At 28.6% G+C, this 14,578-nt stretch carries 22 protein-coding genes; 5 read left to right on the top strand and 17 right to left on the bottom strand.

The genetic code is table 11. The features are described from left to right. Nucleotides 1-29 precede the first annotated feature (29 nt). From scfA to ACEXNK_RS13665, 10 genes are all read right to left on the bottom strand, one after another. Entirely contained in the window at nucleotides 30-173 is a 144-nt protein-coding gene (gene scfA, locus ACEXNK_RS13620; protein ID WP_021122491.1) for a six-cysteine ranthipeptide SCIFF, read from the bottom strand. A 65-nt stretch (nucleotides 174-238) separates the two neighbouring features. Further along, entirely contained in the window at nucleotides 239-601 is a 363-nt protein-coding gene (locus ACEXNK_RS13625; protein ID WP_373599658.1) for a TIGR04086 family membrane protein, read from the bottom strand. 59 nt (nucleotides 602-660) lie between these two features. Further along, entirely contained in the window at nucleotides 661-948 is a 288-nt protein-coding gene (gene yajC, locus ACEXNK_RS13630; protein WP_373599677.1) for a preprotein translocase subunit YajC, read from the bottom strand. Between the two features lie 72 nt (nucleotides 949-1,020). Next, nucleotides 1,021-2,142, bottom strand: a complete 1,122-nt coding sequence (tgt, locus tag ACEXNK_RS13635; RefSeq protein WP_373599657.1) for a tRNA guanosine(34) transglycosylase Tgt — start codon at nucleotides 2,140-2,142, stop codon at nucleotides 1,021-1,023. 21 nt (nucleotides 2,143-2,163) lie between these two features. Then, complete coding sequence (locus tag ACEXNK_RS13640; protein WP_373599656.1) at nucleotides 2,164-2,664, bottom strand: phosphate-starvation-inducible PsiE family protein; 501 nt, start codon at nucleotides 2,662-2,664, stop codon at nucleotides 2,164-2,166. Nucleotides 2,665-2,682: 18 nt separating this feature from the next. After that, on the bottom strand, nucleotides 2,683-3,708 hold the full coding sequence (queA, locus tag ACEXNK_RS13645) for a tRNA preQ1(34) S-adenosylmethionine ribosyltransferase-isomerase QueA (RefSeq protein ID WP_373599655.1): 1,026 nt from the start codon (nucleotides 3,706-3,708) through the stop codon (nucleotides 2,683-2,685). Nucleotides 3,709-3,812: 104 nt separating this feature from the next. Next, nucleotides 3,813-4,826, bottom strand: a complete 1,014-nt coding sequence (gene ruvB, locus ACEXNK_RS13650) for a Holliday junction branch migration DNA helicase RuvB (RefSeq protein WP_373599654.1) — start codon at nucleotides 4,824-4,826, stop codon at nucleotides 3,813-3,815. Between the two features lie 11 nt (nucleotides 4,827-4,837). Next, nucleotides 4,838-5,440 carry a Holliday junction branch migration protein RuvA gene (ruvA, locus tag ACEXNK_RS13655; RefSeq protein WP_373599653.1) on the bottom strand — a complete coding sequence of 201 codons (603 nt, stop codon included), beginning with the start codon at nucleotides 5,438-5,440 and terminating at the stop codon, nucleotides 4,838-4,840. Further along, entirely contained in the window at nucleotides 5,433-5,942 is a 510-nt protein-coding gene (gene ruvC, locus ACEXNK_RS13660) for a crossover junction endodeoxyribonuclease RuvC (protein WP_373599652.1), read from the bottom strand. The genes ruvA and ruvC overlap by 8 nt, the downstream gene beginning before the upstream one ends. Nucleotides 5,943-6,077: 135 nt before the next feature. After that, the gene (locus ACEXNK_RS13665; RefSeq protein WP_373599651.1) at nucleotides 6,078-6,686 is read right to left on the bottom strand and encodes a hypothetical protein; all 609 of its coding nucleotides are present in this window, start codon (nucleotides 6,684-6,686) and stop codon (nucleotides 6,078-6,080) included. A gap of 162 nt (nucleotides 6,687-6,848) precedes the next feature. Between ACEXNK_RS13665 and ACEXNK_RS13670 the strand changes: the two genes are divergently transcribed. Together ACEXNK_RS13670 and ACEXNK_RS13675 are read left to right on the top strand one after the other, a co-directional pair. Further along, the gene (locus ACEXNK_RS13670; RefSeq protein ID WP_373599650.1) at nucleotides 6,849-7,166 is read left to right on the top strand and encodes a hypothetical protein; all 318 of its coding nucleotides are present in this window, start codon (nucleotides 6,849-6,851) and stop codon (nucleotides 7,164-7,166) included. Nucleotides 7,167-7,420: 254 nt separating this feature from the next. Next, nucleotides 7,421-7,744: a DUF1540 domain-containing protein gene (locus ACEXNK_RS13675; protein ID WP_373599649.1), complete on the top strand. Its 324-nt coding sequence runs from the start codon at nucleotides 7,421-7,423 to the stop codon at nucleotides 7,742-7,744. 35 nt (nucleotides 7,745-7,779) lie between these two features. Here ACEXNK_RS13675 and ACEXNK_RS13680 read toward each other — a convergent pair whose 3' ends face one another. Both ACEXNK_RS13680 and nadE read right to left on the bottom strand, forming a co-directional pair. Beyond that, nucleotides 7,780-8,502, bottom strand: a complete 723-nt coding sequence (locus ACEXNK_RS13680; RefSeq protein WP_373599648.1) for a YebC/PmpR family DNA-binding transcriptional regulator — start codon at nucleotides 8,500-8,502, stop codon at nucleotides 7,780-7,782. Between the two features lie 155 nt (nucleotides 8,503-8,657). Further along, nucleotides 8,658-9,413: an NAD(+) synthase gene (nadE, locus tag ACEXNK_RS13685; RefSeq protein WP_373599647.1), complete on the bottom strand. Its 756-nt coding sequence runs from the start codon at nucleotides 9,411-9,413 to the stop codon at nucleotides 8,658-8,660. A gap of 112 nt (nucleotides 9,414-9,525) precedes the next feature. On the opposite strand from nadE, the gene ACEXNK_RS13690 reads away from it, so the two are divergent. After that, on the top strand, nucleotides 9,526-9,894 hold the full coding sequence (locus tag ACEXNK_RS13690) for a sulfite exporter TauE/SafE family protein (protein WP_373599646.1): 369 nt from the start codon (nucleotides 9,526-9,528) through the stop codon (nucleotides 9,892-9,894). After that, entirely contained in the window at nucleotides 9,894-10,271 is a 378-nt protein-coding gene (locus tag ACEXNK_RS13695) for a TSUP family transporter (RefSeq protein ID WP_373599645.1), read from the top strand. The genes ACEXNK_RS13690 and ACEXNK_RS13695 overlap by 1 nt, the downstream gene beginning before the upstream one ends. A gap of 48 nt (nucleotides 10,272-10,319) precedes the next feature. On the opposite strand, the gene ACEXNK_RS13700 is transcribed toward ACEXNK_RS13695, so the two are convergent. From ACEXNK_RS13700 to hflX, 4 genes are all read right to left on the bottom strand, one after another. After that, on the bottom strand, nucleotides 10,320-10,958 hold the full coding sequence (locus ACEXNK_RS13700; RefSeq protein ID WP_373599644.1) for a YigZ family protein: 639 nt from the start codon (nucleotides 10,956-10,958) through the stop codon (nucleotides 10,320-10,322). 93 nt (nucleotides 10,959-11,051) lie between these two features. Next, nucleotides 11,052-11,480 carry an NUDIX domain-containing protein gene (locus tag ACEXNK_RS13705; protein WP_373599643.1) on the bottom strand — a complete coding sequence of 143 codons (429 nt, stop codon included), beginning with the start codon at nucleotides 11,478-11,480 and terminating at the stop codon, nucleotides 11,052-11,054. A gap of 114 nt (nucleotides 11,481-11,594) precedes the next feature. After that, complete coding sequence (locus ACEXNK_RS13710) at nucleotides 11,595-12,257, bottom strand: HEAT repeat domain-containing protein (protein ID WP_373599642.1); 663 nt, start codon at nucleotides 12,255-12,257, stop codon at nucleotides 11,595-11,597. A gap of 8 nt (nucleotides 12,258-12,265) precedes the next feature. Further along, nucleotides 12,266-13,549: a GTPase HflX gene (hflX, locus tag ACEXNK_RS13715; RefSeq protein ID WP_373599641.1), complete on the bottom strand. Its 1,284-nt coding sequence runs from the start codon at nucleotides 13,547-13,549 to the stop codon at nucleotides 12,266-12,268. Between the two features lie 98 nt (nucleotides 13,550-13,647). On the opposite strand from hflX, the gene ACEXNK_RS13720 reads away from it, so the two are divergent. Continuing rightward, nucleotides 13,648-13,908, top strand: coding sequence for a cysteine-rich small domain-containing protein (locus tag ACEXNK_RS13720; RefSeq protein ID WP_373599640.1), 261 nt, complete (start codon nucleotides 13,648-13,650; stop codon nucleotides 13,906-13,908). A gap of 31 nt (nucleotides 13,909-13,939) precedes the next feature. On the opposite strand, the gene ACEXNK_RS13725 is transcribed toward ACEXNK_RS13720, so the two are convergent. Then, nucleotides 13,940-14,569, bottom strand: coding sequence for a TIGR01906 family membrane protein (locus tag ACEXNK_RS13725; RefSeq protein ID WP_373599639.1), 630 nt, complete (start codon nucleotides 14,567-14,569; stop codon nucleotides 13,940-13,942). Between the last annotated feature and the right edge of the window lie 9 nt (nucleotides 14,570-14,578).

The raw sequence follows: 14,578 nt of genomic DNA on the forward strand, positions 1-14,578 counted from the left end.
CTGCCTTTCTTTGTTAAATAATAAATTTATTATCTCTCGCACTCTTGGTTTGCAACTGTACAAGAAGTTTTACAAGCAGATTGACAAGATGTTTGACATTCTCCACATCCACCTTTTGCCGCACTTTCTTTTAAAGTAGCTTTAGATAAAGTTTTTATATGCTTCTTTTCCATTTTAACTACCTCCTATCTTAATAAACCTCTAATGATTATATCATAAAATTTACATATGTGGAAATTTATTTAAAGTTAACCCCTAAAACTCCACCTATTCCTCCTGCTAAAGATGTAAGTATAATTTTATATAAAGTAGTCATTTCAAATACAAATGAATCATTTGCTAAAAATACAACGATCATTAAGCATAATATGTAAAGTAATCCAACTGAAACACCATATAATAACCCTTTTTCTTTTATTTTCATAGATGCATAAAATCCTCCAATAGCAGCAGATATTGTAGTTATTATCGATGTAGCTACTGCTATGCTATTAGCGGACATACTTGTAAATGTAAGCATCAAATTATATATTAGTAGACAAGCTAAGGTTATTATATATGCATATCCTAAACCTTTAAAAATATTATTTGATTTTTCCATAAAAAAACCTCCCCTCTCATATAAAATATATTCAAGGGAAGGTTTTGTAATTACAAATATTATTTATTTTCTTTTGTTTCAGTTGAAGCTATAGCCCATTTTTCAAATGGTACTTTAGTTCTACTTGGTCCTATTTCTAATACAACAACATCTTCTTCAACTTTAGCTACATTAGCTACTATACCACCTATAGTAACAACTTTATCTCCTACATTTAAGCTTTCTCTCATAGATTTAAGTTGTTTATCTTTTTTCTTTTGTGGTCTTATTAAAAAGAAATAAAATATTGCAAAGAATACAACCCACATAAGTATACCTGTTACAGCTTGCATAGTTCCTTGAGGCATATCTCTCACTCCTTTATACATTCATTAAACCCTTAAGTTTTTATTCATAATAATCATTATAACTTAAAACGTTTATAATTCATAGCCATATTTTTGGAAAAATTCTCTTCTAAAGTCTAATAATCTATCTTCCATTATAGCTTGTCTTACCTGTTTCATTAAATCTAATAAGAAATGTAAATTATGAGTAGTTATAAGTCTAGCAGCTAATATTTCATTAGCTTTAACTAAATGTCTTATATATGCTCTTGTGTAGTTTTTACAACAGTAGCAGTCACAATTAGGATCTAATGGTGAAAAATCTCTTGCATATTTTGCATTTCTAACTACAACTTTACCTTCACTTGTCATAGCTGTACCATTTCTAGCTATACGTGTAGGTAATACACAGTCAAACATATCTATTCCTCTTATAACACCCTCTATTAAGTCGTCAGGACTTCCTACACCCATTAGATATCTTGGCTTATTTTCAGGCATTAGAGGCACTGTGTAATCTAAAACTTCATACATAAGTTGTTTAGGTTCTCCAACACTTAATCCTCCAACTGCATATCCTGGTAAATCTAACTCTAATATTTCCTTTGCAGATTGTTCTCTTAAATCCTTATACATTCCACCTTGAATTATACCAAATAATGCTTGATTTTCTGTATTCTTATGTGCTTCTTTACATCTTTTTAACCATCTTGTTGTTCTTTCTAAAGAGTTTTTAACATACTCTCTATCCGCTGGATATGGTGCACATTCATCAAATGCCATCATTATATCTGAACCTAATGCATTTTGTATTTCCATAGCTTTTTCTGGACTTATAAAATGCTTTGATCCATCTATATGAGATCTAAAGTGAACACCTTCTTCAGTTATTTTTCTAAGTGGACCTAGACTAAATACTTGGAATCCTCCACTATCTGTAAGTATTGGTTTATCCCAATTCATAAATTTATGAAGTCCACCTGCTTCTTTAACTAAGTCATGTCCTGGTCTCATGTATAAATGATAAGTATTACTTAATATTATTTGAGATCCTATTTCTTTTAACTCTTCCGGTGTCATTGATTTTACAGTTGCTTGAGTTCCAACTGGCATAAATATTGGAGTTTCTATTACTCCATGTGGAGTGTGTAATCTTCCTAATCTTGCTCCACTTTGCTTACAAGTTTTTATAAGTTCATATCTTATTGCACTCATGATGATTCTCCTTATTTTTATCTATTGTTTATCTTGAAAGTTTAAAGCTTGTTCTAAGTTCCTCTGATGACATTCGCAATCTTCCTCTTCGCAATCTTCATAGTGAATACTAGTAACATTCATTGCGCTATTATCATCTGTAACTAAATATTTTCTTATTGCAAATAATCCAGCTATTGCCATTATCCCTAACAGTAAATCAAACATTCCTTCTGTCTTAGGTAATAATAATAACTTTCTTGCTATTGCATATAATAAAACTTCTATTAACGCCCCTGGAATATGTAGTGATAACATTACTACTAACTCTACCCCTATAACCAATAATAGTATTTGACCTAATAAATCGTTAAATTGGGCATATTGCACAGGTGTTTGATATTCTACAATATATGAATGCCATATCATTCTTAAAACATCAATTGTACCTAAAAATACTGCTAATAATACAACCATTGCTAATAGTGATTCAAATATATACGCTATTTTTAGCGCTAAACTTTTTTCAGCTAGTTTTTTCATATTAGCCCCCTATTATTTTTATTTTATTATCATTGCATCTCCAAAACTAAAGAATCTATATTTTTCTTTAACTGCAGTATTGTATGCATTTAAAACAGCATCTTTTGAAACTAATGCACTTACTAGCATTATTAATGTAGATTCCGGTAAGTGGAAGTTTGTTATCAGTCTGTCTACTATTTTAAATTTATATCCTGGGTATATAAATATATTCGTCCATCCACTTGATTCTAATATTTCTCCATTTTCATTACTTGCTGACTCAACAGTTCTACAACTAGTTGTTCCAACACATATAACTTTATTTCCATTTTTCTTAGCTGTATTTATTTTATCAGCAGCTTCTTTCTCTACCATATAATACTCTGAATGCATTTCATGTTCTAATACATCATCAACTTTCACAGGTCTAAATGTACCTAATCCAACATGTAATGTTACAAATGCAATATCTACACCTTTTTCTTTTATTTTCTCTAAAAGATCTTGAGTAAAGTGTAGCCCCGCTGTTGGTGCAGCAGCAGATCCATTATGTTTTGAATATACAGTTTGATATCTTTCTCTTTCTTCTAATCTTTCTGTTATATATGGAGGTAGTGGCATATTTCCAAGTTCATCTAGAACTTCTTCAAATATACCTTCATAATAAAACTTAACTAATCTTGATCCTTCTTCTGCAAGCCCAACTACTTCACCTATAAGTTTTCCATTTCCAAAAGAGAACTTAGTTCCTACTTTAGCTCTCTTTCCTGGTTTAACTAATGCTTGCCATATATCTTTATCTGTTCTTTTTAATAATAAAAACTCAATTTTACCACCAGTATCAACTTTTTCACCTATAAGTCTTGCCGGTATAACTCTTGTATTATTAAGAACTAAGCAATCCCCTGGATTTAAATAATCTATAACATCTTTAAATATCTTGTGCTCTACTTCACCTGTTTGTCTATCTAAAACCATAAGTCTAGAATTAGATCTATCTTTTAGCGGTGTTTGAGCTATTAATTCTTCTGGTAAATCAAAGTAAAAATCACTAGTTTTCAATTTAAACGTCCTCTCTATATTTTAGTACAGATTACATCATAACAAAAATAATAATATTTTTCTATATTAATGCTGTTTATTCCATATCTTCTTAGTATAACAAATTATTTTTTTGTAGGGTATGGAATATTCAAATGTTCATATGCTAATGGCATTGCTATTCTTCCTCTAGGGCCTCTATTTATAAACCCTAACTGTAATAAATATGGTTCATAAACATCTTCTATTGTATTTCTATCTTCTCCTATAGAGGCTGCTAAAGTATCTAAACCAACTGGACCGCCTCTAAACTTTTCAATAATAGTATTAAGTAATTTTTCATCTACATAATCAAGTCCTAAGCTATCTACTCCTAGCAATTCTAAAGCATCATTTGCTACTTCATCAGTTATATTCCCATCAGCTCTTACTTGAGCATAATCTCTAACTCTCTTTAGCAATCTATTAGCAATTCTTGGTGTACCTCTAGATCTTCTAGCTATTTCTGTAGCTCCTCCAATTTGTATTTCCGCTCCTAATATGCTCGATGATCTAATTACTATTTGTGCTAATTCTTCAACCGTGTAATAATCTAATTTACATATAACTCCAAATCTATCTCTTAAAGGATTTGTTAACATCCCTGCTTTAGTAGTCGCTCCTATCAGTGTAAACTTAGGTAAATCAAGTCTTATACTTCTAGCTGATGGACCTTTTCCTATAATTATATCCAAGCAGTAATCTTCCATAGCTGAGTATAATACTTCTTCTACAGTTCTACTTATTCTATGAACTTCATCTATAAATAAAACATCATTCTCATTTAAATTTGTAAGTATTGCAGCTAAATCTCCTGCTCTTTCTATTGCAGGCCCTGATGTTATTCTAAGGTTAACACCCATTTCACTTGCTATAATAGATGCTAATGTAGTTTTTCCTAAACCTGGAGGTCCATATAATAAAACATGATCCAATTGTTCATTTCTTGCTTTGGCTGCTTCAATAAATATTTTTAAAAGTTCTTTAGCTTTATTTTGTCCTAGATAATCGTCTAGGCTTTTAGGTCTTAAATTATTTTCTATATCTACATCTTCATTTTGCATTGCAGATGTTATTATTCTATTTTCATCTTCAAACATAACATTCCCCCCTATCTAAGAGACTTACTCATTATATAACTTAAAGATTTTTTTATTATATCTTCAGTGTTCATACCTGTTTTTTTACACTTTTCAACTGCTTCTTTAGATTCTTGTGTTGAATATCCTAATGCTATAAGTGCATCTACAGCTTCATCTTTAGAGACAGATATAGGAGATTGAGATAAAAGAGTAGGTTCAAACTCAATATTATTTTTATCTATTTTATCTTTTAGTTCTAATATTATTCTCTCAGCTGTTTTTTTACCTACACCTGGAGCTTTCGACATTTTTGCAACATCTTCACTTACTATATAAGCTCCTATTTGCTTTGGAGTTGCAAAAGATAGTATTCCTAATGCAACTTTAGGTCCTATTTTAGACACTGAGTTTAACATTTCAAACATATTAAGTTCTTCTTTAGTTGCAAAACCACAAAGACTCATATCATCTTCTCTTACTATTAACTTCGTGTATATTTTACACTCATTTCCTATTTTTACATCTGCTAATGTGTTTGAAGATACATTAATTTTATATCCTATATTATTAGCTTCAATTACTAAGCCATCTAAATTTATTTCTTCTATAATTCCTTTTATATAACTATACATATTGCCCCCCTATATTCTTTAGTGTTTTTTCTAGTTTATTCGAATGACAATGACATATTGCAACTGCTAATGCATCTGCAACATCATCTGGTTTAGGAATAGCCTTTAGATTTAAAAATGATTTGACCATTTGTTGTACTTGAGCCTTTTGTGCTCTTCCATATCCTACTACACCTTGCTTTACTTGAAGTGGTGTATATTCATAAACTGGCTTATTATTATGTGCACATGCAAGCATTGTAACACCTCTAGCTTGAGCAACTGTAATAGCTGTTTTAACATTTTTATTGAAAAACAGTTCCTCTATTCCAACCTCATCTATATTGTAATTTTTAATAAGCATGTCTATGCCTTTGTATACAAGCTCTAACCTTTTTAATATATCCATATGAGCAGGTGTAGTTACTGCTCCATAATCAATAACTCTAAATTTATTATTTTTATATTCTATAATACCGTAACCCACTATTGCAATTCCTGGGTCTATGCCTAAAATAATCATATTTTAAATAACTCCTTCTAAGAAACTTACGTTCTGTATTAATATATAATACCACATTTCTTAGTAAACTATAAAGAGATGAAAAGTTTCCTTTCCACCTCTTTTATAATTTAGCCTCTTTTAAGTTTTTAATTATTAACTTCCAAAATCCTCTAAATTAGAGTATATTTCATCTTGAGTTTCAGCTACTATACCTGTTTTTACTTTATCTTGTACTTTTTTAGGTAGCGATTGTGTTTCTATTTGAGTATTTTCTAGTAATTCTCTATTCCCATTTTCATCATATTTACAAACTATTATAATGCCTTCACTATCCTCTATTGTAAATTGATTAGCTTTCTTAGGATCATTAAAGCTATACTCTTCTAACAAAGTTATTTCATATTTATCTAATTTTTTTATTGTTCTGCTGGGATATTTGTCACTTAGATATTTTGTTATTTCATCTTTAGATTTACCTAAAAGTTCACTTGGTACTGTTCCTATCATAGTAGGAGCTTCTTTACTAGGTGTGCCATCTTCATTTACTTTTTCTACCCAAATTTCACAATCTTTGCTTAAATTAAATGCATTTTTTGTTACTTCTTCTTTCTCTTGTTCCTTTTGCAATTCTACATTATTTTCTTTAGAAACATCTTCATCTGATGTTTTAAAGCCTACATAAATTCCTCCAGCGAGAACTACTATGCCTATTGCTATAATAATTGGTATTCGCCAAGGAAATTCTTTTTTCTTTTCGAACATTAAAAACAACCTCCTTATAACGGTTATTTTTTCCAATTATATTTTTTTCATACATATTCTAATTTTATTTGTTTATTATTTAAAATTATTTTTATCTAATCGTTCCATTTATTGAACATTTTTCATAAGATAGTCTATAAACCTAAAAAAGGAGATGATTTTTTGAATATAGATGCTAATTTATTATCAAGACTTGAATTTATAGAGTTCAAACAACAAGTCCTTTTATTAAAACAACCTAATCACAGAGTAAATGTTTTTGCAAATTTATCATTAATAGATTTCTTAAATATAAAAGAATATGTAAAAAAATTTGAAGGTACAATGTTAGAATGTGAAGCTTATTGTTTTAAAGATTTCGAATTAGGATTATATGAAATTTGTCCATTGATAAAAACTTATCCAGGAAGTTCTATATTGATAGCTAGAATATTGATGAGTTTAGAAAACTATGATTTACTATTTTCATCTAATAATTAAATGTTTATAGCAATATAATGGATTCATTAATCTATTTATATTGCTTATTTTTTACGCTTAAGGAGTTTATGATTAACGGATATCTGTAAATAGGTTATAAAGTATAATCACACCAACATCTTGCTGAAAGTAAAAAAAGTTTTTGAACAACGGATGAAGTCATTTACGATATAAACAAAGTGAATTTTTTATTTTACATATATATTTTTTTTTAGGAAATACTTTTAATAGATTACTATTAAAGGAGGTTTATTATGGGTAAGATAAATTGTAATGTATGTAATTGTTCTCATAATAATAAAAATATTTGTTATGCAAATAGAATAGATGTTCAAGGTGTAGAAGCTAAGACTATAGAACACACTGCTTGTGCTTCATTCTTAGAAAGTTTTGTATATAGTGATTTAACTAACAATACAAATGACAATGGACCTTGTTCTTGTGTATGCTGCAAGGTAAATACATGTACTTATAATACTAATAATTTATGTACGTTAGACATTATCAATGTTTCTTCAGATACAAAAAGACCTAATATGTATTCTGAAACAAGCTGTGCTAGTTTTAAATGTAAATAAAAAAAGGAGATACTTTTTAGGTATCTCCTTTTTTATTATTCTTCTATTTCCCAGTTATGAGCTATAGATTGTACATCATCATCATCTTCTAACATATCAACTAATCTGTTCATGAACTTTAATTGTTCTTCTTCAGTTAATTTAGTTGTTGTTTGAGGTAATAATTTTACTTCTGCAGATATAAAAGTATATCCTTTAGCTTCTAATTCATCTCTAACTGCTTGGAAATCTTCTGGTGTAGTTACTACTTCAAATCCGTCCTCTTCAACTATTAAATCTTCTGCTCCAGCTTCTAAAGCAGTTTCCATTAATTCGTCTTCTGATACTTCATCTGTTGCTTCTATTAATATTTGTCCTTTTCTATCGAACATAAAAGATACACATCCGCTAGTACCTAAGTTTCCACCGTTTTTATCAAAGTAATATCTAACGTTTCCTGCTGTTCTGTTTTTGTTATCAGTTAATGTTTCTACTATAACTGCAACTCCACCTGGTCCGTATCCTTCATAAACTATAGTTTCGAAGTTTTCATTAGCTCCACCACCAGCACCTTTAGCTACAGCTCTATCTATATTATCATTAGGCATATTATCCGCTTTAGCTTTATCTATAGCTGTTTTTAAAGCTGCATTGTATTCTGGGTTTCCTCCACCCTCTTTAGCTGCAACTGCTATTGCTCTAGCATGCTTTGTAAATATTTTTGCTCTTTTAGCATCTTGTTTACCTTTTTTGTTAATTATGTTTCCTATACGTCCCATAATTCCACTCCTTGCTATGTAAATTATTTTATCTAAATAAAATTGCGTTATGCTTATATAGGTATTGTTAATACGAAATATAAATTAATATAAATTAATATTAATTTATACTATATACACACCGTAATTTTAGCACAAAACTCTAATTTAGTAAATTAGAACTTAGGAGGAGCTGCTGCAGTATGTCTTTTATGCTCACTTATCCTGTGTAATCTTGCTATTATTTCTTGATCCTTTTGAGGAACCTTATCTAATTCTCCTTTTACAACAGAATCTATCATATCATAAGTAGTTCCCATCTCATTTTCATCAGTTTGTCCTTCCCAAAGTCCAGCAGATGGTGCTTTATTTATTATATCTTTGTGAACCCCTAGCTCCTTAGCCCATTCATAAACCTCTCTTTTTGTTAGATTTGCCAATGGAACTAAATCCACTCCTCCATCACCGTATTTTGTAAAATATCCAGTGTGAATTTCAGCTGCATTATCTGTTCCCACAACTAAGTATCCCATATTATTAGCAACAGTATATACTGTACTCATTCTTACTCTTGCTCTTAAATTTGCATCACTCATTCTATCATTTTCTTGATTATATAAGTTTTTATTTTTTAATCCATCTGTAACTTTTCTATATATACCTTCTTGTTCTTCTGTTAAATCTAGATCTAAATATGTTATATCACATCCCTCAATAACCTTAAGTGCATCTAGTCTATCTTGAGGGTTACTTTTTATACTCATAATTACTCCCATTGAATTTTCTGGAAAAGCTTTTTTTATCAAATATGCAACTACTGCAGAGTCTATTCCACCCGATACCCCAACGATAAGTCCTTTAGTATTTGACTCCTTAACTTTTTCTCTTAACCAATCTACTGTTTTACTTATTTTTATATTTATATCTTTCATCTCGACCGCTCCTCCTTACATTTTTTGGATAACCCAATTATATCAGATATTTTTATTTTAATTAAATATAATTTATGCTTTATGTGAAAAATAATTCAAGAAGGTGATTATTATGAACAAAAAATATTTTAACTTTAATATTAAGAACTCTTTTATAGGTTCTATGACCGGATTTATAAATGGAGTTTTCGGTTCTGGGGGTGGAACTCTATTAGTTCCTATATTAAATAATATATTAAAAGTTGAGGAGCATAAATCTCATGCTACAGCTCTAGCTATAATAGTATTTTTAACTACTGCCAGTTCTGTTGTATATGTATCTAAAGGTACTTATGACTTAACAATTACATTTAAAGTTGCTTTAGGTAGTGTTATAGGTGGTGTTATTGGAGCTAAAATTTTATGTAAATTAACTAGCAGATTCTTAAGAATTTCATTTGGTCTAATTATGATTATAGCTGCATTAAGGATGGTGTTTTAATGTTATTTGTTATATTAGGATTTTTTGCTGGAATTATAGGTGGTATGGGGATGGGTGGTGGAACAATTCTTATTCCTGCTCTCATATTACTATTAAATGTAGATCCTAAAATAGCTCAGAGTGTAAATTTATTATCTTCTGTTCCTATGACTATATTTGCTTTAATAGTTCACATAAAAAATAAAAATGTTATATTAAATTTAGTTATACCTATTGCCACTTTTGGTATATTAGGAGCTGTATTAGGATCCTTAATCGCTAATTATATTTCTTCAGAGATGCTAAGAAAAGTTTTTGGTGTATTTTTACTCATTGTTGGTGTTATGGAAATTAAAAATGGAATCTTTAATCCTAATTCCGGAAAATGTAAAAAATAAAAAGAAGACTCAATTATATTTTTCATAAAAATTGAGTCTTCTTTTTATTTAAAGAATTACTTGTCCATCTTTTTCCGATAAATAAAACTCTTCTCCTAAAGTAATATTAGCAGTTGCACTAGTTATATTAGTTATTTTTTCTATAAGATTGTCCATTTCATTTTTTCTAGAGTATACAATTATTTCTACATTATCCTCATAAATAGTATCTTTTATAAAGTATCCCATATTCATTATTTCATTTTGTACTTTTCCAAGTTGATTATAATCTATCTTTATTTTAATTTCTTGATACATAACTTTTTCTATTATTTTAGCTGATTCAAGACCTATTTTCGCTCCTTTAGTATAAGCTCTTACTAGACCTCCAGCGCCTAATTTAACTCCACCAAAATATCTTGTAACAACAACTACTACATCTCTTAAATCTTCCTTTTTTATAACTTCCAAGGTAGGTATGCCCGCTGTTCCTTGAGGCTCTCCATCATCACTGTATCTTTGTATATTCATACTTTTACCCACAGTATAAGCCCAAACATTATGTGTTGCATCTTTATGTTTTTTCTTTATTTCATTTATAAATTCAACAGCTTCTTCTTCCGTTTTTATAGGTTTTGCATATCCAATGAACGTAGATTTTTCTATTATAATCTCGTCCATCCCAAATTCATGTAACGTTTTATACATATATGTCCTCCTAAACTTATTTATATACTAATTATATTCATAAAAATAGAACAAGGCAAATTCCTTGTTCTATCTTTTCTAAATTAATAGATATTAAACTTCTAAATTATGCTTTTTAAAATCTTTATACTTTCTGTAGGAAATATCCACAAGAGATTTTTCTCTATTATGAGTTAACATATCTATAGCATCCTTAACTTTGAAAAAGCCAGCCTCTACAATATTTTCATCATTTATGTTATATACCGTATTATTCGTTTCCATTATATACCACATAATAGCATTACATACTTTCTGCTGTCTACTTTTCGAATAGAATTCATACATTGTATCTCCTGCCATATCTAGTACTTTAGCCTCAACCTCTACTTCTTCTTTTACTTTTATTGGAGCTGCTTCACTCGGGATATCACTATCACTTATTTTACCTTTAGGTATAGTCCATTCTCCCTTATCATTTTTTATTATTAATACTTTGTTTGCATAAAACACTATGCCCCCTGCACAACGTCTTAATATCATATTAAACGCCTCCTACTTAACTATATTTTCACACCAAGCTATGGAGCTACATTTATAAGTAATTTCTTTTGTTAATCCATTATATGTGAATTTTTTTATGTTTATGTTATATAATTAAGTAGTTTTTTCTAAAGCATCTATAGCTTCATCGTATGCTCGTATGACATACGGTTTTTCATCTATTTTTTTAAATCTAAGTCTTTTTATCATTTTTAAACTATTAGAGTTTCCAACTTTAGATAATGCTTTAGCACAATATTGTCTTGTTTGAGCATTTGAATCATATAGTCCTCTTTGAAAATAATCACGACTTTCGGTTGAGGAAATTTTTCTAAGTGCAGAGTATGTTATACGTCTAACATCTGAGTGTCTATGTGTGGTTAATGGATGTAAAATCCCTAAAAATCTATCATCATTTAATTCTCCAGTTGCCCAAATCAATATCATAAGATCTTCAGCATTTTTTTCTACAAGAATTCTTTTATACAATTTCCTTTTGAACTCCAATAATCTTTCATCATTTAATGTGTTCATAAATTCAAGTCTTTGGTCTTTATTTTTTTCTAAGAATTTATCAAGTATATCTTTTGATAACTCTAATTGGTTTCTTAATAATGATTTTATTTCCATTTTAGCTTTTATTAAATGTTCATTTACTTCTTGTATTTCAATATTTCTTATTTTCCCTATTTGAGATACTGTCTTAGATTCCTTGTATAGAAGATATGTTATAAAATAGTCTTCTAAGTTCTCTATATTCTCCCAAGATATATTCATTTTTCTACCTACTCATTTATTATATAGTTTTTATATATATTATAATCTTCATCATCTAAGCTTACATTTAATTCTATTCCATTTTCTACATATTCAAACTTCTCAACATTATATTTATTTTTTAGTTTACTAAATATATCACCTTTATCATATGGTAATAATAAATCTACATTATGAGTATCTTCCATAACAGCTTCTTGTATCATATCTATAAGTTTATCCATATTTATGCCTTTTTTAGCTGATATGTAAACTGTATTTTCTTGATTTTTTGGATATATATCTAATTCTAGTCTATCTATTTTATTATACGCCATTATTGTTTTTTTATCTTCAGCATCTAATTCTTTTAATACCTTTTTAGTAGTATTTTCTTGAATTTCAAAACTTTCATTTGTAGCATCTACAACATGAACTATTAAATCAGCATAGTGAACTTCTTCTAAAGTAGCCTTAAATGCTTCTACTAAGTCATGAGGAAGTTTACTTACAAATCCAACTGTATCTACAACTAAAAATTCTTTTTTATTAGGTAGTAATGCTTTTCTAAGCGTTACATCTAATGTTGCAAACAGCATGTCTTTTGATAAAACTTCTTTTTCTTCACTATAATCTTTATGAGTTTTTATAAGTTCATTAAGTAGTGTAGATTTACCTGCATTTGTATATCCTACTAATGCTACTATAGGCATATTAGATTTTAATCTTTGAGCTCTTTGAGTTTCTCTATTTTTTTTAACTTCTCTAAGCTCTTTTCTTATATCTGCCATCTTATTTAATATATGTCTTTTATCTACTTCTAACTTTTGTTCTCCTGGTCCTCTTGTTCCTATACCTGCTCCAGTTCTACTCATTTCTCCACCCATACCGTATAGTCTTGGTAATCTATATTTTAATTGGGCCAATTCAACTTGTAATTTACCCTCTTTGCTTAATGCCCTTTGTGCAAATATATCAAGTATTAGTGTAGTTCTATCTATTACTTTTCTTTGAACTAATTCTTCTATATTTCTTATTTGAGCTCCTGATAATTCATCGTTAAATACAACAACTGTAGCATCTAAAGACTCACAATATGCTCTTATTTCTTCTACCTTCCCTTTTCCTATGTAAAATGCTGCTTCTCTTGCAGGTCTATTTTGTATTATACTACCTACTACTTCTGCACCAGCTGCTTTAGCAAGTTCCTTTAATTCTTCCATAGATTCATTAATATCTATATCATCAACTTTTTTTATATTAGTAGTTATATTAAGTCCTACTAATAATGCTCTTTCTACGATTTTTTCCATTGTAACACCTCATTTAATGTACTTTTTTTTATTATACCACTCCTATAAATTTTTAGTATAATTATATTAAAGCTCTAAATATTTTAGGAGGTATAATTATGTCTGAAAACTATAAGTTTTTTAGTAATGATAAATGTGAATATTTTCCTTGTCATAAAGTAAGTAACCCTGAAAATTTTAATTGTCTATTTTGTTATTGTCCCTTATATGCATTAAAAGAAGATTGTGGAGGAAATTTTAAATATACCGAAAATGGCATTAAAGATTGTTCTAATTGTTTAGTTCCTCATAACAAAAATAGCCATGACTATATAATGACTAAAATAGGCGATATCATTAACTTAGGCAAAAAATTATAATATTTATTTATAAATTAAAAGGAGTAGAATTCTACTCCTTTTTTATTAATAATTTATATATAAATATACATATAATACTAAATATAAGTATTAAACTTAATATTAATATTCCAGCGTGAAGAAAAAATTCTGCTGGAAGAATGTTTATAACTGGATCAATACTTGGATCAAATATCCAATAATCATTATCAAATAATATTTCATGGAATATTCTAAAACTAACTTCAAAATTCATTATAATTGGAATCATCAAAAACAATGGGATTGAAATTAGAGCTATTCCTATATGCTTTAATATTTTAATATTTTTCTTTTTTATACATATAAATATACCTATTATAGAAATTATTCCAGTTATAAGATTTATGAGTTTTATATTTTGAAATATTTCTCTAACTTCCTCAAAATGAATTTCACCTTCTGTTGAAGATTTCAATGTAGGTAATTTAAAATCAAGTTCTCTATTACTTGTATTATATTCAATTAAATAGTCATAATTAAGCTTTATATCTTCCTTTGTCATATTACTGATTTTTGGTATGTTTAAATAGTCAATATCAAAATAATATAATGTTTTACATTTCACTGTAAAGATAACAATTGAAGTAATTATAAATAAGCTTATTGACAGTGAAATTATAAATTTCAAAATTTTACTCATAGTTATCCC

This window comes from Paraclostridium bifermentans (genome assembly GCF_964259345.1).
GTDB classification, from domain to species: Bacteria; Bacillota; Clostridia; order Peptostreptococcales; family Peptostreptococcaceae; genus Paraclostridium; species Paraclostridium bifermentans_B.

What these genes read in the sequence shown, in the direction of transcription:
- ACEXNK_RS13705 (WP_373599643.1), bottom strand. Translation starts at nt 11,480, where the DNA reads ATGATATTAAGACGTTGTGCAGGGGGCATAGTGTTTTATGCAAACAAA.
- nadE (WP_373599647.1), bottom strand. Translation starts at nt 9,413, where the DNA reads ATGAAAGATATAAATATAAAAATAAGTAAAACAGTAGATTGGTTAAGA.
- hflX (WP_373599641.1), bottom strand. Translation starts at nt 13,549, where the DNA reads ATGGAAAAAATCGTAGAAAGAGCATTATTAGTAGGACTTAATATAACT.
- ACEXNK_RS13695 (WP_373599645.1), top strand. Translation starts at nt 9,894, where the DNA reads ATGTTATTTGTTATATTAGGATTTTTTGCTGGAATTATAGGTGGTATG.
- ACEXNK_RS13690 (WP_373599646.1), top strand. Translation starts at nt 9,526, where the DNA reads ATGAACAAAAAATATTTTAACTTTAATATTAAGAACTCTTTTATAGGT.
- ACEXNK_RS13680 (WP_373599648.1), bottom strand. Translation starts at nt 8,502, where the DNA reads ATGGGACGTATAGGAAACATAATTAACAAAAAAGGTAAACAAGATGCT.
- ACEXNK_RS13725 (WP_373599639.1), bottom strand. Translation starts at nt 14,569, where the DNA reads ATGAGTAAAATTTTGAAATTTATAATTTCACTGTCAATAAGCTTATTT.
- ruvB (WP_373599654.1), bottom strand. Translation starts at nt 4,826, where the DNA reads ATGTTTGAAGATGAAAATAGAATAATAACATCTGCAATGCAAAATGAA.
- ACEXNK_RS13720 (WP_373599640.1), top strand. Translation starts at nt 13,648, where the DNA reads ATGTCTGAAAACTATAAGTTTTTTAGTAATGATAAATGTGAATATTTT.
- scfA (WP_021122491.1), bottom strand. Translation starts at nt 173, where the DNA reads ATGGAAAAGAAGCATATAAAAACTTTATCTAAAGCTACTTTAAAAGAA.
- ruvA (WP_373599653.1), bottom strand. Translation starts at nt 5,440, where the DNA reads ATGTATAGTTATATAAAAGGAATTATAGAAGAAATAAATTTAGATGGC.
- ACEXNK_RS13640 (WP_373599656.1), bottom strand. Translation starts at nt 2,664, where the DNA reads ATGAAAAAACTAGCTGAAAAAAGTTTAGCGCTAAAAATAGCGTATATA.
- ruvC (WP_373599652.1), bottom strand. Translation starts at nt 5,942, where the DNA reads ATGATTATTTTAGGCATAGACCCAGGAATTGCAATAGTGGGTTACGGT.
- ACEXNK_RS13665 (WP_373599651.1), bottom strand. Translation starts at nt 6,686, where the DNA reads ATGTTCGAAAAGAAAAAAGAATTTCCTTGGCGAATACCAATTATTATA.
- ACEXNK_RS13625 (WP_373599658.1), bottom strand. Translation starts at nt 601, where the DNA reads ATGGAAAAATCAAATAATATTTTTAAAGGTTTAGGATATGCATATATA.
- ACEXNK_RS13675 (WP_373599649.1), top strand. Translation starts at nt 7,421, where the DNA reads ATGGGTAAGATAAATTGTAATGTATGTAATTGTTCTCATAATAATAAA.
- ACEXNK_RS13700 (WP_373599644.1), bottom strand. Translation starts at nt 10,958, where the DNA reads ATGTATAAAACGTTACATGAATTTGGGATGGACGAGATTATAATAGAA.
- ACEXNK_RS13710 (WP_373599642.1), bottom strand. Translation starts at nt 12,257, where the DNA reads ATGAATATATCTTGGGAGAATATAGAGAACTTAGAAGACTATTTTATA.
- tgt (WP_373599657.1), bottom strand. Translation starts at nt 2,142, where the DNA reads ATGAGTGCAATAAGATATGAACTTATAAAAACTTGTAAGCAAAGTGGA.
- yajC (WP_373599677.1), bottom strand. Translation starts at nt 948, where the DNA reads ATGCCTCAAGGAACTATGCAAGCTGTAACAGGTATACTTATGTGGGTT.